Source organism: Streptomyces typhae, assembly GCF_009755605.1.
Lineage (GTDB): Bacteria > Actinomycetota > Actinomycetes > Streptomycetales > Streptomycetaceae > Streptomyces > Streptomyces typhae.
The window spans coordinates 690,402-707,131 of the sequence record NZ_WPNZ01000001.1 but is presented as its reverse complement, the minus strand read 5'-3'; the positions used below and the strand labels follow the sequence as shown (position 1 = coordinate 707,131).

The 16,730-nt window shown below is 72.3% G+C and carries 14 protein-coding genes and 1 pseudogene; 12 read left to right on the top strand and 3 right to left on the bottom strand.

The genetic code is table 11. The annotated features are described in order from the left end of the window. Window positions 1-267 precede the first annotated feature (267 nt). The 3 genes from GPA10_RS03135 to GPA10_RS03125 all read right to left on the bottom strand — a co-directional run bounded on the left by GPA10_RS03135 (window position 268) and on the right by GPA10_RS03125 (window position 4,220). Window positions 268-927, bottom strand: a complete 660-nt coding sequence (locus GPA10_RS03135; protein WP_277819662.1) for a response regulator transcription factor — start codon at window positions 925-927, stop codon at window positions 268-270. A gap of 384 nt (window positions 928-1,311) precedes the next feature. Next, complete coding sequence (locus GPA10_RS03130; RefSeq protein WP_157164032.1) at window positions 1,312-2,649, bottom strand: sensor histidine kinase; 1,338 nt, start codon at window positions 2,647-2,649, stop codon at window positions 1,312-1,314. A gap of 368 nt (window positions 2,650-3,017) precedes the next feature. Then, on the bottom strand, window positions 3,018-4,220 hold the full coding sequence (locus GPA10_RS03125) for a sensor histidine kinase (RefSeq protein ID WP_246258627.1): 1,203 nt from the start codon (window positions 4,218-4,220) through the stop codon (window positions 3,018-3,020). Between the two features lie 323 nt (window positions 4,221-4,543). On the opposite strand from GPA10_RS03125, the gene GPA10_RS03120 reads away from it, so the two are divergent. The 12 genes and pseudogenes from GPA10_RS03120 to GPA10_RS03065 form a co-directional block, all read left to right on the top strand. Further along, window positions 4,544-4,966, top strand: a complete 423-nt coding sequence (locus tag GPA10_RS03120; RefSeq protein ID WP_079086358.1) for an NADH-quinone oxidoreductase subunit A — start codon at window positions 4,544-4,546, stop codon at window positions 4,964-4,966. Continuing rightward, on the top strand, window positions 4,957-5,562 hold the full coding sequence (locus GPA10_RS03115) for an NADH-quinone oxidoreductase subunit B (RefSeq protein WP_058848074.1): 606 nt from the start codon (window positions 4,957-4,959) through the stop codon (window positions 5,560-5,562). Before GPA10_RS03120 ends, GPA10_RS03115 begins: the two co-directional genes overlap by 10 nt. Beyond that, on the top strand, window positions 5,559-7,238 hold the full coding sequence (locus GPA10_RS03110) for an NADH-quinone oxidoreductase subunit C (RefSeq protein WP_157164031.1): 1,680 nt from the start codon (window positions 5,559-5,561) through the stop codon (window positions 7,236-7,238). The genes GPA10_RS03115 and GPA10_RS03110 overlap by 4 nt, the downstream gene beginning before the upstream one ends. After that, window positions 7,235-8,203, top strand: coding sequence for a complex I subunit 1/NuoH family protein (locus GPA10_RS03105; RefSeq protein WP_058848076.1), 969 nt, complete (start codon window positions 7,235-7,237; stop codon window positions 8,201-8,203). Before GPA10_RS03110 ends, GPA10_RS03105 begins: the two co-directional genes overlap by 4 nt. After that, complete coding sequence (locus GPA10_RS03100) at window positions 8,203-8,817, top strand: NuoI/complex I 23 kDa subunit family protein (protein WP_343040235.1); 615 nt, start codon at window positions 8,203-8,205, stop codon at window positions 8,815-8,817. Before GPA10_RS03105 ends, GPA10_RS03100 begins: the two co-directional genes overlap by 1 nt. Then, window positions 8,814-9,458: an NADH-quinone oxidoreductase subunit J family protein gene (locus GPA10_RS03095; protein WP_343040234.1), complete on the top strand. Its 645-nt coding sequence runs from the start codon at window positions 8,814-8,816 to the stop codon at window positions 9,456-9,458. Before GPA10_RS03100 ends, GPA10_RS03095 begins: the two co-directional genes overlap by 4 nt. Further along, window positions 9,458-9,940 (top strand): NADH-quinone oxidoreductase subunit NuoK, encoded by a 483-nt coding sequence (gene nuoK / locus GPA10_RS03090; RefSeq protein WP_157164030.1) that lies wholly within the window; start codon window positions 9,458-9,460, stop codon window positions 9,938-9,940. Before GPA10_RS03095 ends, nuoK begins: the two co-directional genes overlap by 1 nt. Continuing rightward, a complete protein-coding gene (locus GPA10_RS03085; RefSeq protein WP_343040232.1) occupies window positions 9,937-11,931 on the top strand; it encodes an NADH-quinone oxidoreductase subunit 5 family protein in 1,995 nt (664 codons plus the stop codon). The genes nuoK and GPA10_RS03085 overlap by 4 nt, the downstream gene beginning before the upstream one ends. Window positions 11,932-11,937: 6 nt before the next feature. After that, entirely contained in the window at window positions 11,938-13,716 is a 1,779-nt protein-coding gene (locus GPA10_RS03080; protein WP_343040231.1) for a complex I subunit 4 family protein, read from the top strand. After that, a complete protein-coding gene (locus GPA10_RS03075) occupies window positions 13,713-15,260 on the top strand; it encodes an NADH-quinone oxidoreductase subunit N (RefSeq protein ID WP_343040229.1) in 1,548 nt (515 codons plus the stop codon). Before GPA10_RS03080 ends, GPA10_RS03075 begins: the two co-directional genes overlap by 4 nt. A 171-nt stretch (window positions 15,261-15,431) precedes the next feature. Beyond that, the gene (gene htpX, locus GPA10_RS03070) at window positions 15,432-16,295 is read left to right on the top strand and encodes a zinc metalloprotease HtpX (RefSeq protein WP_058848082.1); all 864 of its coding nucleotides are present in this window, start codon (window positions 15,432-15,434) and stop codon (window positions 16,293-16,295) included. After that, a pseudogene (locus GPA10_RS03065) lies at window positions 16,292-16,672 on the top strand (YccF domain-containing protein); the annotation flags it as partial. The gene htpX and the pseudogene GPA10_RS03065, both read left to right, overlap by 4 nt. Between the last annotated feature and the right edge of the window lie 58 nt (window positions 16,673-16,730).

The window sequence follows — 16,730 nt, the reverse complement described above, 5'->3', positions numbered from 1 at the left end:
CTGTAAGGGTCACGTTCTTAGGGTTGCTCGTATGGTGGACGCACCTTTGAGACAGCTGGATGCCCCGATTTGTCATGCTGTGAATCGCCCCCCGGCCTTCCATGAAGACGCTCTCCGCTCATCCTTTAGTTCTAGGACTGAGTCCTTCTAGAACCTTGCTGCGGTGCCGTGTCGTGTCCCGGTGGCGGGACGGCGGCCGACGGGGTCCGGGTCGGCCCGGGGCGGGCGCGGGGCCGGGGCGGACCGGGTCGGCCCGCCCGGTCCCGGTCAGGAGTTCAGGTACCGCAGGACCGCGAGTACCCGGCGATGGTCCCCGTCGCTCGGGGAGAGTCCGAGTTTCAGGAAGATGTTGCTGACGTGCTTCTCGACGGCGCCGTCGCTGACCACCAGCTGCCGCGCGATCGCCGAGTTCGTGCGCCCCTCGGCCATCAGGCCGAGGACCTCCCGCTCGCGCGGCGTGAGGTTCGCGAGGACGTCCTGCTTGCGGCTGCGGCCGAGCAGCTGGGCCACGACCTCCGGGTCGAGCGCGGTGCCGCCCTGCGCGACCCGCACCACCGCGTCCACGAACTCCCGCACCTCGGCGACCCGGTCCTTCAGCAGATACCCCACGCCCCGGCTGGACCCGGCGAGCAGCTCCGTCGCGTACTGCTCCTCCACATACTGGGACAGCACGAGCACCCCGAGCCCCGGATGCCGCGCCCGCAGCTTCACGGCCGCGCGCACCCCCTCGTCCGTGTGCGTCGGCGGCATCCGCACGTCCGCGACCACCACGTCCGGCAGCATCTCCTGCGCCGCCAGATCGGTGATCGTCTTGATCAGCGCCTCCGCGTCACCCACCCCCGCGACGACGTCGTGCCCACGGTCGGTCAGCAACCGGGTCAGGCCCTCCCTGAGCAGCACTGAATCCTCGGCGATGACCACCCGCACCTTGTCCTCCACGATGTTCCGGCCCCCATGCCCTGTTCCCACCCCGTTGACAGGGACCAGCATCCCAGCATTCGGACGAGGCTGCGCCGTGGTGACGTGAAGAGTGGTGTGCGCCTCGGGGCGCACGGGCATTTTCAGCCGTGGCGAGACTGTTTCGGCCCGCGCGCTGCCGCCTTCGGCTTGAGCGGCGTCTTTCAGCCCGTCCGACGTTTTCAGCCCGTCCGGCGTTTGAGGACGAGGCGCGAAGCGCCGATAAGGGGGGTCCAGGGGGCGCAGCCCCCTGGTTACGGGAAGGGGCGGGCCTGGGGCGCCCAGCGAGGGCCCGCCCCGACGACCGGGGGGCACCTACCCCGCGAGGGCCCGCCCCCCCCCAGGCGGGGGCGCCTAGCCCCGCCAGGGCAACTCGGCGGTGACCACCGTGGGCCCACCGACGGGAGACTCGACGACGAGGATCCCGTCGACGGCGTCGAGCCGCTCCCCGAGCCCCGCGAGCCCCGACCCGGCCGAGGCATCGGCCCCACCCCGCCCGTCGTCGAAGACCTGAAGCATCAGCCGCCCCTCCACCTTCCACACATCCACGGAGGCCCGCCGGGCCCCACTGTGCTTACTGATGTTCTGCAGCAGCTCGGACACGGTGAAGTACGCGATCCCCTCGATGGCGGCGGCGGGCCGCGCGGGCAGGTCCACCTCCACGTCCACCGGCACGGTGCACCGTGCGGACAGCGCGGACAGCGCCGCGTCGAGCCCCCGGTCGGTGAGCACCGCCGGGTGGATCCCGCGCGCCAGGTCCCGCAGCTCCTGAAGGGCCACCTTCACCTCGCCGTGCGCCTCGTCGACCATCCGCGCCGCCGCCTCCGGGTCCTCGGCCAGCTTCTCCTTGGCGAGCCCGAGGTCCATGGCGAGGGCGACGAGGCGGGCCTGCGCGCCGTCGTGCAGGTCACGCTCGATGCGCCGCAGGTCGGCCGCCGCGGTGTCCACGACGACACCCCGGTCGGACTCCAGCTCGACCACACGTGACACCAGACGGGAGGGGCCGAGCAGCCCGAAGACCATGACCCGGTCGACCGTCGTCAGGGCACGGATGATCCAGGGCGTGGCCAGCGTGACGAGCAGACCCGTGGCCGAAGTCAGCCCGATCTCAAAGGGGTTGTCCAGATAGACCCGGTGGTGGTCGTCGCCGTAGATCTGTATGCCGTCCTGCCCCGCGTGCATCGGGAACACCCAGAACCACAGCGGGTACGTCAGCATCGCCCAGCCGTACGTCCAGAAGACCACCGACACCGTGAACGAGAAGATCGCCCACGGCATGTGGAGCACCGCGTACACGACGTGCCGCCAGGAGACGCCGCTCTTGAGGACCGCCCCCATCCACGTCATGAACCCGCCGCGGGCCTGCAACGGATGCGGGTCGCCGACCTCCACGCCGAGCAGCGCCCGCGCCCGGATCCGCTCCAGCGCACCGAAGCCGCGCAGCGAGGCCAGGCCGAGGGCGAGCACCGGCACACCCACGAACGTGATCAGCAGGCCCGCGCCGACCGACAGCATCGTCACCGCGAAGACGAAGCCGATGATGCTGAGCGGCAGCGACAGGAGCACGTACAGGAACTCACGCCACGTACGTCCCTCCAGGGGGGCCCGCAGCGCGGCAGGCAGACGCCGGAATCCCGCGCGACCGCGCTCGCCGCTCCCGAGGGGGTATCCCTGTCCGTAATCCGTGGCCATCGGTGCCGTCCGTTTCTCCTCGTACTGCTCACCTGTACATCCAGGATGCGCGCCCCCGACCACCGGGACCATGGAGCACGTCGGCCTCTTCGACCGGGGGTTTTCCCTACCTCGCGGGGGTTCTTCGGGGGCGTTCAAGGCCCCCCGAAGGGGCGCGGGGGAGTGCGTGCTCCGCGCACGAGGGCCGCAGACGTTACTGCGGCGTGCTCAGCGCACCGAGGGCCGCAGACGTGTCCGCGGCGCACGCAGAGCCGCGGCCGCGTCTGCCGCGTTGCTCCGCAGTCGCGTCTGCCGCGTTGCTCCGCAGTCGCGTCTGCGGCCTCTGCCTGGTTGCGCGCGCAGTTCCCCGCGCCCCTTGCGGGGCCCGGTCAGGCGCCCGCGCGGGCCCGGTCCGGCTCACGGTCCCGCCACGGCAGCTCGGCCGTGATGGTCGTCGGACCACCCTGCGGGGAGTCGATGACGAACAGGCCGTCCACCGCGCCGAGCCGGTCCGCGAGCCCCGCCATGCCGGAGCCGCCGTCCAGGCTGGCGCCGCCGTGGCCGTCGTCCCACACCTGTATGAGCAGCCGCTGGTCGGAGCGCCACACCTCGACGCTCGCCGTCCTGGCACCGCTGTGCTTGCTCACGTTCTGAAGCAGCTCGGAGACCGTGAAGTAGGCGATGCCCTCGATCGCCGCCGCCGGGCGGGTCGTGAGGTCGGCGGTCACCTTCACCGGCACCGTGCAGCGCGAGGCGACCGACGACAGGGCCGCGTCGAGCCCCCGGTCGGTGAGCACCGCCGGGTGGATGCCGCGCGCCAGGTCCCGCAGCTCCTGGAGCGCCAGCTTCACCTCGCCGTGCGCCTCGTCGACCATCGCCGCCGCGGCGTCCGGGTCCTCGAGGAGCTTCTCCTTGGCGAGCCCGAGACCCATGGCGAGGGCGACGAGGCGGGCCTGCGCGCCGTCGTGCAGATCACGCTCGATGCGCCGCAGGTCGGCCGCCGCGGTGTCCACGACGATGCCCCGGTCCGACTCCAGTTCGGCGATGCGCCGCTCCAACTCGTCCGAGCGCGACAGCAGACCCCGCACCATCGCCCGGTCGGCGTTGGCGAGGCCCCGCGCGATGAACGGGAGAACCGGCCACAGCACGAAGAGGCCCGTGGCCATCACCGTGAACGTCACCACGCCCCACGGCAGCCGGATGAAGAAGTACAGCATCGTCCGCCAGCCGACCGGGTCCTTCAGGCTGGACCACAGCCAGTTGAGGAAGCTCCCCGACCGCTTCGACGGGCCCGGCATCGGGCTCGGCTCGTCGATCCGCACCCCGAGCAGCCGCCGTGCCCGCGCGCGCTCCCCCCTGCCGAGCAGCCGCGCGCCGAACAGGCCGAGCGCGAGCAGCGGCAGGCCGACCGCCGTGACCGAGAGGAAGGCGCCGACGAACAGCGCCGTCATCACGTACGTGAATCCCACGATGGCGATCGGCAGGTTCACCAGAAGGTGCGCGATCTCCTTCCAGGTGTGCGCGCCGAAGGCGAAACGAGCAGGCGGCGGGTCCTGCGGCGCGTCGTGGGCGCGCATGGTGCTTGCGGTCATACGGAACAGCGTGCCCGGCGCGCCGCCCCGGCGCCATGAGGGGGGCCGCACGATCGCACTGGGGATAACCCCACCTGCGGGCTGCGGGACCCCTGCGCGGTGCCCGCGGATGCCTGCGCGGCGCCCCGTACTCCCCGCCGGACGGCCAGGCCACCCACGGTTGTGCGCCATCGTCGCCGACAGTCGCCGACGGACTGCTTACCTCGCCTTTAGCAGGCCCTAGACTCCCGTGCGTACAGATCGCCCGTACAGAGCGTCGAACAGACGAGCCGGACGGGACGGCAACGCGAGTTTCGGGAGTGAGGGGCCGACGTGCCAGTGACGTGCCAGTGACGACGTACCGCACGGACGTCGCGGCGAGCCGCACGGACGTCGCGGCGAGCTACTTCGAGTCGTACTCCGTCGTCGGGCTGCTCGCCGTCGTCGGGGTGCTGTTCGTCGCCGTCGCCTTCGGCGCGAGCCGCCTGCTGCGGCCCGTGGTGCCGACTCCGGAGAAGCTGCTCACCTACGAGTGCGGCGTCGACCCGGTCGGCGAGGGCTGGGCCCACACCCAGGTCCGCTACTACGTCTACGCGTTCCTCTACGTCATCTTCGCCGTCGACTCGATCTTCCTCTTCCCGTGGGCGACGGTCTTCGCCGCGCCCGGCTACGGCGCCGCGACCCTCGTCGAGATGTTCATCTTCCTCGGCTTCCTCGCCGTGGGTCTGCTGTACGCATACAAGAAGGGCGTGCTCACATGGGCGTGAACCAGGAGCCCGTGCTGCTGCCGGAGCCGAAGCGTCTCGGTGTCCTCTCCCGCCTCGCTCCCGAACCGATGAAGGTCGTCCTCAACTGGGGCCGCCGCTACAGCCTGTGGGTCTTCAACTTCGGGCTCGCCTGCTGCGCCATCGAGTTCATCGCCGCCTCCATGGCGCGGCACGACTTCATCCGCCTCGGCGTGATCCCGTTCGCGCCTGGTCCCCGCCAGGCCGACCTGATGATCGTCTCGGGCACCGTCACCGACAAGATGGCGCCCGCCGTGAAGCGCCTCTACGAGCAGATGCCCGAGCCCAAGTACGTCATCTCCTTCGGCGCCTGCTCCAACTGCGGCGGCCCCTACTGGGATTCGTACTCCGTCACCAAGGGCGTGGACCAGATCATCCCCGTCGACGTGTACGTGCCCGGGTGCCCGCCGCGGCCCGAAGCCCTCCTCCAGGGCATCATCAAGCTCCAGGAGAAGATCGCGCGGGAGTCGCTCGGCGAGCGCTACGCCGCGAACGGCTCCCGGCCGTCCACGGCGGCCCTGCGCAGCGGGCTCGTCACACCGCCCGCGCCCGGCACGCCGGGGGTGGACGCCGGATGACCGGCTGGCTGCCCGCTCCCGTGGAGGAGCTGTTCGGTACGGAGGCGAGCGCCGAGGAGGCGTACGAGGTCCTCACCGTGGACGTCCCCGCGGCCTCCTGGCTCGACGCCCTGCGCACCGCCCGCTCCACGCTCGGCTGCACCTACTTCGACTGGCTCAGCGCCGTCGACGAACCCGGTACGGGGTTCCGGGTGTCCGCCCACGTCGTCGCCCTCGCCCCGGTGCGGCGCCTGCTCGTCCGCACGACCGTGCCGCACGAGGCGCCGGTCCTCGCGACCGCCGTCGACGTGTACGCGGGCGCCGCCTGGCACGAGCGCGAGACCCACGAGATGTTCGGCGTCCGCTTCGACGGCCACCCCCACCTCGTACCGCTGCTGCTGCCCGAGGGCTTCGAGGGCCACCCGCTGCGCAAGGACTTCGTGCTCGCCGCGCGGGTCGCCAAGGCGTGGCCCGGCGCGAAGGAGCCGGGGGAGTCCGAGCACGGCGGCCCGAAGCGCCGTCAGATGCTGCCGCCCGGCGTACCCGACCCGAACGAGTGGGGCCCGCTGAAGGGACAGCTTCCGGCTGCTCCGGCGCGGCCAGCGCGGGGGGCCGGACGTGCCGCGGGCGCCGGCGCCCGCGCCGGGGCCGGGACCGGGGAGCGCCCGGCCCGGCGGACCCGCTCCGCGAGCGCGGGGTCGGCCAGCCAGGCGCCCCCTGCCCCTGCGGGGCCGGCGCCCGCGGACCCTGCCGCCCCGGGCGCCGCCGGGGCTGCCGGGGCCGCCGGGGCCTCTGCGAACCCGGATGCCGTCACCGGGGCCTCCGCCGCCCCGGATGCCGCCACTGGGGCGGGGCGTTCCTCGGACGCTCCGGAAGCCGCCCCCGAGGCGCCCGCCGCCCCGGCCAGGCCGCGGCGCGCACGCAGCGCGAGTGCGGGTTCCGCTTCGCAGCGGGGCGCGGGCGCGGGCCCTGCGACGGGCGGCACCGGGGATACTCCGGCCGGCGCCCCTGCGGACGCCTCGGCCCGCAACCTGGCGGGCGACCCGGCGGGCGCTGCGGCCGGTGCCTCGGCTGGTACCGGGGCGGGCGCTGCGGCCGGTACCTCGGAGGGTGCCCCGGCTGGTACCGGGGCGGGCGCTGCGGCCGGTACCTCGGCGGGCACCCCGGCAGCGAACAAGCCGCGGCGCGCCTCCGGCAGCTCCGACGCCCCGTGGCACCACGCCCGCCCGGCTTTCGACGACCCGGCGACTCCGATGGCCCCTGCGACTCCGACGGCTCCAGCGGCCCCGACGGCTCCAGCAGCCCCGGCGCCCCCGGCAGCCCCGGCGGACGCGCCGCCCGCTGCTCCCGAGCCGGACGCACCGAAGAGGCCCGCGAAGCCGGAGAGCCCTGAGAACCTGCGGGAGCCCGAGAACTCGGCGAAGCCCGAAAACCAGGAGAGCCCGGGGAAGCCCGAGAGCCCTAAGAACCCGGAGAGCCCGGACAACCCCCAGAACCCGGAGAGCCCTGAGAACCCGCGGGAGCCCGAGAACTCGGCGAAGCCCGAAAACCAGGAGAGCCCGGGGAAGCCCGAGAACCCGGAAAACCCGGATAACCCGCGGCAGCCCGAGAACTCGGCGAAGCCCGAGAACCCGGGGGCCCCGGCGAGCCCCGAGACCCCCGTGACCCCCGAAAACCGCCAAGGAGAACCGCAGTGAACGACGCCCTCGACGTCGCCCTGCGACTCCTCGTCGTCTTCGTCGTCTTTCTCGCCCTGCCCCTGGTCATCGGCCAGACCGAACACAAGGTCATGGCGCACATGCAGGGCCGCCTCGGCCCCATGTACGCGGGCGGCTTCCACGGCTGGGCCCAGCTCGTCGCCGACGGCGTCAAGTTCGCGCAGAAGGAGGACGTCGTCCCGGCGGACGCCGACCGCCGGGTGTTCCAGCTCGCCCCGGCCGTGGCCCTGCTCCCGTACCTGCTCGTCCTCCTCGCCATCCCGATCGGCCCGAGCGAGGGCGCGGTCGGTGAGGTCATCGACGCGGGCATCTTCTTCGTACTCGCCGTCATGGGCGTCGGAGTCCTCGGCTCACTGATGGCGGGCTGGGCGTCGGCCAACAAGTTCTCCCTGCTGGGCGGCCTGCGCACGGCCGCGCAACTGCTCGCCTACGAACTCCCGATGCTCCTCGCCGCCGCCTCCGTGGCGATGGCCGCGGGCACCGTCTCGCTGCCGGGCATCGTGCACGCCTTCGAGTGGTGGTGGCTGCCCTGGCAGATCGTCGGCGCCCTCGTCTTCTTCGTCGCGGGCCTCGCCGAACTCCAGCGCCCGCCCTTCGACATGCCGGTCGCCGACTCCGAGATCATCTTCGGTGCGTACACCGAGTACACGGGCCTGCGCTTCGCCCTTTTCCTGCTCGCCGAGTACGCCGGGATCGTCGTCCTGTGCGGACTGACCACCGTCCTGTTCCTGGGCGGCTGGCACGGCCCCTGGGGCGCCGACGGGCTCGGCTGGGTGTGGACCCTCCTGAAGACCGCCGTCCTCGCGTTCGTCGTCATCTGGCTGCGCGTCAGCTACCCACGGCTGCGCGAGGACCAGCTGCAGAAACTCGCCTGGACCCTCCTCGTCCCGCTCGCCCTCGCGCAGATCGCGCTCACCGGAATCGTGAAGGTGGCGATCAACTAGTGCCCCCGATCCCAGGAAGCGGCCTCGCCAAGGGCCTCGCCGTCACCCTGCGCACCATGACGAAGAAGACCGTCACCGAGCAGTACCCCGCCGTCCAGCCCGACCTGCCGCCCCGCACCCGCGGCGTCATCGGCCTGTTCGAGGAGAACTGCACGGTCTGCATGCTCTGCGCCCGCGAGTGCCCGGACTGGTGCATCTACATCGACTCCCACAAGGAGACGGTCCCGGCCGCCGCGCCCGGCGGCCGCGAACGCAGCCGCAACGTCCTCGACCGCTTCGCCATCGACTTCTCGCTGTGCATGTACTGCGGCATCTGCATCGAGGTGTGCCCCTTCGACGCCCTGTTCTGGTCCCCGGAGTTCGAGTACGCCGAGACCGACATCCGCGAACTCACCCACGAGCGCGACAAGCTCCGCGAGTGGATGTGGACCGTCCCGGCCCCGCCCGCGCTCGACCCCGCCGCCGAGGAGCCCAAGGAACTCGCCGCCGCCCGCAAGGCCGCCGAGAAACTGGCCGCCGCGCAGGAGGCCGCACCGGCTCCCGGGGCGTCTCCCGGGGCTCCTGGGGCTGCGCCCGGGGCGGGATCCGCACCCGCACCCGAGGGGGACGCGTGAACGTCGCCGCAGCCGCACCCCAGGGCTTCCTCTCCCCGACGGGCGTCGAGATCGCCTTCGTGCTCGTCGGCCTCGTCACCCTCGGCGCCGCCGTCGTCACCGTCACCACCCGGCAGCTCGTGCACGCCGCGCTGTGGCTGGTGGTGGCGCTCGGCGGGCTCGCCGTCGAGTACCTGCTCCTGACCGCCGAGTTCATCGCCTGGGTCCAGGTCCTCATCTACGTGGGTTCCGTCGTCGTCCTCCTCCTCTTCGGCCTGATGCTCACCCGCGCGCCCATCGGCCGCTCCCCGGACGCCGACTCCGGCAACCGGCCCGTGGCCCTGGCCGTGGCGCTCGCCGCCGCTGCCGCCCTGGTCTGGGTCGTCGTGGACGCCTTCCGCACCCAGTGGGTCGACCTGGGCCAACCGCAGGGCACCACCGACGTCACCGGCTCCATCCTCTTCCGGCACTGGGTCCTGCCCTTCGAGGCGCTCTCGGTCCTGCTCCTCGCCGCACTGGTCGGCGCCATCGTCCTGTCCCGCAGGAACGCCACCGCCCGCGACGCCACCGCCCGCGACGCCACCGCCCGTGACGCCGCAGCCCGCGACGCCGGGTCCCGTGACGCCGTCTCCCACGACACCGGCGACAAGGAGCAGCGCTGATGCACCTCGCCTATCCCGCCGTCCTCGCCGTCCTCCTGTTCTGCGTCGGCCTGTACGGCGTCCTCGCCCGGCGCAACGCGATCCTGGTCCTGATGTCCGTCGAGCTGATGCTCAACGCCGTCAACCTCAACCTCGTGGCCTTCGACGTCTGGCTCCGCGACGCCCTGCACGCCGGCCAGGCCCTGACCCTGTTCACCATCGCCATCGCCGCCGCCGAGATCGGCATCGGCCTCGCGATCGTCCTCGCCGTGTACCGCAACCGCGGCACCTCCGCCGTCGACGACCTCCGCGACACCGCCGAACGCCCCGGTGACGACCCCGGCGACGGCCCCGGCCCCGACGGCGGCCACGGCCCCGGAGACGGGCCCGGCACCGGAGGCGCCACCGCCGACGAGCCCGCGCGGACCGGTGCGTCCGCGTCGCGGACGGCTGCCGCGGCACAACAGGCTTCGGCGTCACAGAAGGCTGAGGCCACCGCGTGACCACGACCACCCTCGCCGTCCTCGTCCCCCTCCTGCCGTTCCTCGGCGCGGTCGCGGGCCTGCTGCTCGGCCGCACGGCCCCCGGCCTCGCCCGCCCCCTCGCAGTGCTGCCCGCGCTGACGTCCCTCGCACTCGCCGCCGTCGTGGCCGCGCGCCAGGGCGGCGACGCCGCCGTCGACGCGGCCACCCAGCTCACCCCCACGGGCTCGGTCCCCATCGACCTCGCCCTGCACATCGACGGCTTCGCGGCCCTCGTCGCCGTCCTCGTCGGCCTCGTCGCGTCCTGCGTGCAGATCTACTCCACGGCCTATCTGCACGACGACCCGCGCTACCCCTCGTACGCCGCGCTCGTCTCGCTCTTCACCTCCGCGATGCTGCTCGTCGTCTACTCCGGCGACCTGATGGTGCTCCTGGTCGGCTGGGAGATCATGGGCATCTGCTCGTACTTCCTCGTCGGCCACTACTGGGAGACGCCCGAGGCGCGCGCCGCCTCCCTGAAGGCCTTCCTGGTCACCAAGCTCGGTGACGTCCCCTTCCTCATCGGCCTGTTCGCCCTCGCCGCGGACGCGGGCTCCTTCCGGATCACCCGGATCCTCGCCACCGTCGCGGACGGCGGCCTCGACCACCCCACGCTGATCGCGCTGCTGCTCCTCACCGGTGTCGCGGGCAAGTCCGCGCAGTTCCCGCTGCACACCTGGCTGCCCGACGCGATGGCGGGCCCGACACCCGTCTCGGCGCTCATCCACGCCGCGACGATGGTCGCCGCCGGTGTCTACTTCGTCGCCCGGCTCCTCCCCGTCTTCGCCGCCTCCGCGGCGGCCCTGGTCGTCCTCGCCCTCATGGCCGCCGTGACCATGGCGGGCTCGGCGCTCGCCGCGCTCGCCCAGGACGACATCAAGCGCGTCCTCGCGTACTCGACGGTCGGGCAGCTCGGCTACATGACCGGCGCCCTCGCCGTCGGCGACCGCGGTGCCGCCGTCTTCCACCTCCTCGCCCACGGCGCCTTCAAGGCGCTCCTGTTCCTCGCGGCAGGCGTGATCATCCATGCCGCGGGCACCAACTCGCTGGCCGCGATGTCCCGCATGAAGGACCTGCGCGCCCGTGTCCCCGACGCCTACTGGACGATGACCGTGGCGCTCCTCGCGCTCGCCGCCGTCCCGCCGTTCAGCGGCTTCTTCTCCAAGGAAGCCGTCCTCGGTGCCGCCGAGCACACGGCCACCGGCCACGCCGGGTCCGCTCCGGCCGCGGCGGGCTGGATCGTCCTGCTCGCCGGCCTCGTCACCGCCCTGCTCACCGCCGCCTACGCGACCCGTCTGTGGCTGCTCGCCTTCCGCGGCAGGGGCGCCGAGGCTCCCGACCACGGCAGGCAGCCCGTCGCCATGACCGCCGTCCTGTGGGTGCTCGCCGTGCCGTCGCTCGCCTTCGGCGTGACCGTCGGCGTCCTCCCGGACTGGTTCGACGGCCACAAGCTCGCCCCCACGCTCACCACCTCCGTCCTCGGCACCGGCTTCGCCTTCGTCGGCGCCCTGGTCACCTACGGCGCGTGGCGGCAGACCACGGCGCTCGCCGCGCGGGTCCCGATCGGCGCCGTCGCCGCGCACCGCGACGGCGACGCCGGACTGGTCGAGGCCGAGGCCATCGCCACCCACACGCCCGCGTACGGAGACGTGGCCGCCGCGCCCGACCCGGCGGACCCCGGCCGGCTCCTGCTCGGCCCGCTGCACCGCCACGCCGCCGCCGGGTTCCGCCTCGACGCGCTGTACGCGGGCCTGTTCGTCCGTCCCGTCCAGGCGGGCGCCCGCCTGGTGCGTTTCCTCGACCGGGAGGTCGTCGAGACGTACGTCCGCGGCGCCGGGGCCGCGCCCCGCTGGCTCGGCGTGGCCGTCCGCCGCGCGCAGACCGGCAACGTGCAGACCTATCTGAGCGCGCTGCTCGCGGGCACCGTCGTCCTGGCGGTCGCCGCCGTCCTCGTCGCCACCGCCGGAGCGTGAGCAGCCGTGATCGATATCAGTGAGTCAGTGATGCAGTTCCTTCTCGCGTTGATCGTCGTCGGTCCGCTCGTCGGCGCCGTGGCCGCTCTCCTGCCGGCTCCCCCCGGGCTGAAGGGGAAGTCCCCCGAGCAGGCCGTGCTCCGCCACGGCGTGACCGTGACCGGGGCCGTCCTCGTCGCCGCGATCGTCCTCGCGCTCGGCTTCGACCACGACCATCCGTCGAAGATGCAGGCCACGACCGACATCAGCTGGATCCCCGCACTCGACGTGCGCATCCACCTCGGCATCGACGGCATCTCCCTCCCCCTGCTGGTCCTGACCGCGCTGCTGACCTTCCTCTGCGCGCTGTACTCCTACTTCAAGATGCCGGCGGGGCCTTCCCCCAAGGCATTCGTCGCGCTGATCCTCGTCCTGGAATCCGGCACCCTCGCGACCTTCGCCGTCCTCGATCTGCTGCTGTTCTTCCTGGCGTTCGAGATGGTGCTCATCCCGATGTACTTCCTCATCGCGCGCTGGGGCGGGGCCGAACGCACGCAGGCGGCTTGGAAGTTCATCCTCTACACGCTCCTCGGCTCCGTCGTCATGCTGCTCGGCCTGCTGCTCATCGGGCTGCGGGCCGGCACATTCGACATGGTGGCACTCGCCACTGACAACGGCTCTGGACTGAGTACATCCGTGCAGGTCATCGCGGTTCTGGCGATCGGGATCGGGCTCGCGGTGAAGACGCCGATGTGGCCGCTGCACAGCTGGCTGCCGGACGCCCACACCGCCGCTCCGACCGTCGGCTCGGTCCTCCTTGCCGGTGTCCTGCTGAAGATGGGTACGTACGGTTTCGTCCGGATTCTGCTGCCGATCGCGCCGGACGGCATGGAGACCTTCGCGCCCTACCTCGCCGCGTTCGCCGTCGTCGGGATCGTCTACGGGTCCCTCGCCTGCCTCGCCCTCGCCAGGCCAGGCGCGAAGGGCGACCTCAAGCGCCTCATCGCGTACTCGTCCGTGGGCCACATGGGTTTCGTGCTGCTCGGCATCTCCACGATGAGCCCGACCGGCGTGAACGGCGCACTGTTCGCCAACATCGCCCACGGTCTCATCACCGGCCTGCTGTTCTTCCTCGTCGGCGCGCTCAAGGACCGCACGGGCACCAGCGACCTCGACGCCCTGTCCCTCCCGTCACCCGGCCACCGCCCCGCAACGAGCGGCTCCGCCGCGCCGGACTCCTTCCAGTCCGGCGCCGCCCTCTACGGCAGGGCCCCGCGCCTCGGCGGCCTGCTCGCCTTCGGCGCCGTCGCCTCGCTCGGCCTGCCGGGGCTCGCCGGGTTCTGGGGCGAGATGCTCGCGCTGTTCGGCGCGTTCAAGCCCGCCGACGGCCTCAGCCGCCCCGCGTTCCTCACGTTCATGGCGATCGCCGCGTTCGGCACCCTGCTGACGGCCGCGTACATGCTCATCGTCGTACGCCGGGTCTGCATGGGGCCCGCGCCCGGGAGTGCGGGTCCCGCGTCCGGAGCGGCGAGTGCGGTGTCGGGGGCCGCGGCTGCGGTGTCCGGGGGCGCGAGTGCGGCGCCCGGCGGAGCGGAGGCGGCGCCCGCAGCCGTGCGTGCGCCGGGAGGCGTGAAGGCGGCGCCCGGAGCCGAGCCCGCACCCCGCCTTGCCGACGTCCACGGATACGAGCTCGCCGCCTGGGCGCCGCTCGTCGCCCTCACCGTCCTCGCCGGCCTGTGGCCCGCGGCCCTCCTCGGCCTCACCGACCCGGCCGTCCAGCAGCTCCTCGCAGGAGGCAAGTCGTGACCGCCGCCGAATCCACCGCGAGCCTCATCCAGTCCGTCGACTGGGCCGCGGTCGCGCCGCCGACGATCGTGGCAGTGGTCGGTCTCGCCGTCCTCGTCGCCGACCTGTTCCTGGGCGAGCGCAACAAGCACCTGCTCGGCTGGTTCTCGCTGGCGGGCCTGGCCGCGGCGGGGCTCTTCCTGCTGCCGCTGACCGACTCGGACCGCGAGCCGCGTTCGACGTTCTGCCTCAGCGGCCCCGGCGAAACCGCGTGCAGCTACACCGTCGACGAGTTCACCCTCGTCATCCAGCTCCTCGTCATCGGCGGCGCGCTGCTCACCGCCCTGCTGTCGATGACCACCCTCAAGGACGCCCGGAGCACCGACAAGGGACTCCCCGAAGGGGAGTACTGGTTCCTGCTGCTCTCCTCGGCCGCGGGCGCCGCCCTGCTGCCCGCCTCCCGGGACCTCGCGACCCTCGTCGTCGCCCTGGAGGTCGCCTCCCTGCCCGCCTTCGCGCTGGTCGGCCTGAAGCACGGCGACAAGCGCTCCTCCGAGGCGGCCCTGAAGTTCTTCCTCTCGTCGGTGACGGCGACCGCCGTGACCCTCCTCGGCGTCAGCTTCGTGTACGCGGCGACCGGCACCATGCACCTCACCGAACTCGGCGCGAAGCTCGGCGACGTCGGCGGGCAGCTGGACACCCTGGCACGGACGGGAGTGGTCCTCACCCTCGTCGGTTTCGCCTTCAAGGTGGCCGCCGTCCCGTTCCACTTCTGGGTGCCCGACACCTACGTAGGCGCGCCCCTGCCCGTGGCCGCGTACCTCTCGGTCGTCGGCAAGGCGGTCGGCTTCACCGGGCTGATCCTCGTCACCGTCGTCGCCTTCCCGGAGTACGCGGACGTCTGGGGCCCCGCGCTCGCCGCGCTCGCCGCGCTCACGATGACAGCGGGCAACGTGGCCGCCCTGCGCCAGCGGTCCACGCGCGCGTACAGCGCGGTCCGGCTGCTCGCCTGGTCCTCGGTCGGGCAGGCGGGCTACCTCCTGGTGCCGATCGGGGCTGCCGGGTACGCCGACCGGAACACCGACGTCCTGGAGAGCACCGGCGCCACCGTCGCGTACGCCCTGATGTACGCCGCAGTGAACCTCGGAGCGTTCGCCGTGGCCGCCCTGGTGGGCCGCACCAAGGCGCTGAACCGCGTCAGCGACTACCGCGGCCTGTACGCGCGGAGCCCGCTGTCGGCCCTGGTCCTCGCCTTCTTCCTGCTCTGCCTCGCCGGGCTGCCCCCGGGCATCATCGGCCTGTTCGCGAAGGTCACCGTCTTCTCGGCGGCGGTCGACGCGGGCCTGGGCTGGCTCGCCGTCGTCATGGCGGTGAACGTGGTGGTCGCCCTCTACTACTACCTCCAGTGGACGGCGCTCCTCTTCCGCGCGCCCGAGGGCGAACCCGTACGGCACCGCATCCCGGCCCCGATCACCGCGGCGATCGCCGTGACGGCCGTCCTCGGTGTCGCGCTCTCCGGGGCACCGCAGCTGGTGCTGCAGTTCGCGGAGCAGGGCGTGCGCTGACGCGGCGCACGCCGTCCGGCGGGGCCGTCACCCGGGCGGCCCACACCACTCCTGGAAGCACAAGGGAACTAGCTCCCTCCGCCTGGCGTTGACCAGTGAGGGAGGGTCCACTGAACAGTGGAAGCACCAGCAAGCAGAGGGTTCCCCCGCGCACCACCAGGAGGGCGTACCGTGCACCGCCGGACCAACGGGCTGAAAACCGCCGTACTCCTCGGGGGACTGTCGGCACTCATCCTCGTCATCGGCAGTTTCTTCGGGCGTACGGGCCTGCTCATCGCGCTAGTCGTCGCACTGGGCACCAACGCGTACGCGTACTGGAACAGCGACAAGCTGGCCCTGCGCGCCATGCGGGCCCGCCCGGTCAGCGAATTCGAGGCCCCCGAGCTCTACCGCATGGTGCGCGAGCTCTCCACGCAGGCCCGCCAGCCCATGCCCCGCCTCTACATCTCGCCGACCGAGGCCCCGAACGCCTTCGCGACCGGCCGCAACCCACGCAACGCCGCGGTCTGCTGCACCGACGGCATCCTGCGCATCCTCACCCCGCGCGAACTGCGCGGAGTCATCGGCCACGAGCTCAGTCACGTCTACAACCGGGACATCCTCATCTCCTCGGTCGCCGGCGCGCTCGCCTCCGTCATCATGTTTCTGGTCAACTTCGCCTGGCTGATCCCGGTCGGCCGCTCCAACGACAACGACGGGCCCGGCATCTTCGGCATGCTGTTGATCATGCTGCTCGGCCCGCTCGCCGCCTCCATCATCCAGCTCGCCATCAGCCGTTCCAGGGAGTACGAGGCCGACGCCTCCGGCGCGCAGCTCACCGGAGACCCGCTGGCCCTCGCCAGCGCCCTGCGCAAACTGGACGCCGGTACCAAGCAGTTGCCGCTGCCTCCCGAGCCACGCCTGGAGACGGCGAGTCACATGATGATTGCGAATCCCTTCCGGCCGGGTCAGGGTATGTCGAAGATGTTCTCAACCCACCCGCCGATGGCGGAGCGCATCGCCCGGCTCGAGCAGATGGCAGGTCGCCAGCAGTGAAGACAGTTCTGAACATCATCTGGCTCATCCTCAGCGGCCTGTGGCTGTGTCTCTTCTACCTGTTCGCCGGGGTGCTGCTGTGCGTCACGATCATCGGCATCCCGTTCGGCCTCGCCGCGTTCCGCATCGGCCTGTTCGCGCTGTGGCCCTTCGGCCGCATGGCCGTCGAGCGCCGTGACGCGGGCGCCGCGTCGCTGATCGGCAACGTCCTGTGGGTGATCCTCGCGGGCTGGTGGCTGGCCCTCGCCCACGTCTTCACCGGCCTGCTGCTGTGCCTCACGATCATCGGCATCCCGCTCGGCCTGGCCAACTTCAAGATGATCCCCATCTCGTTGCTGCCACTGGGCCGCGAAATCGTCCCCACGGACCAGCCGTTCACGGCGGTCGGCCCGATCGGCGGCCCCGCGCCCGCGGCGGGCGGGCCCGCTCCGTACG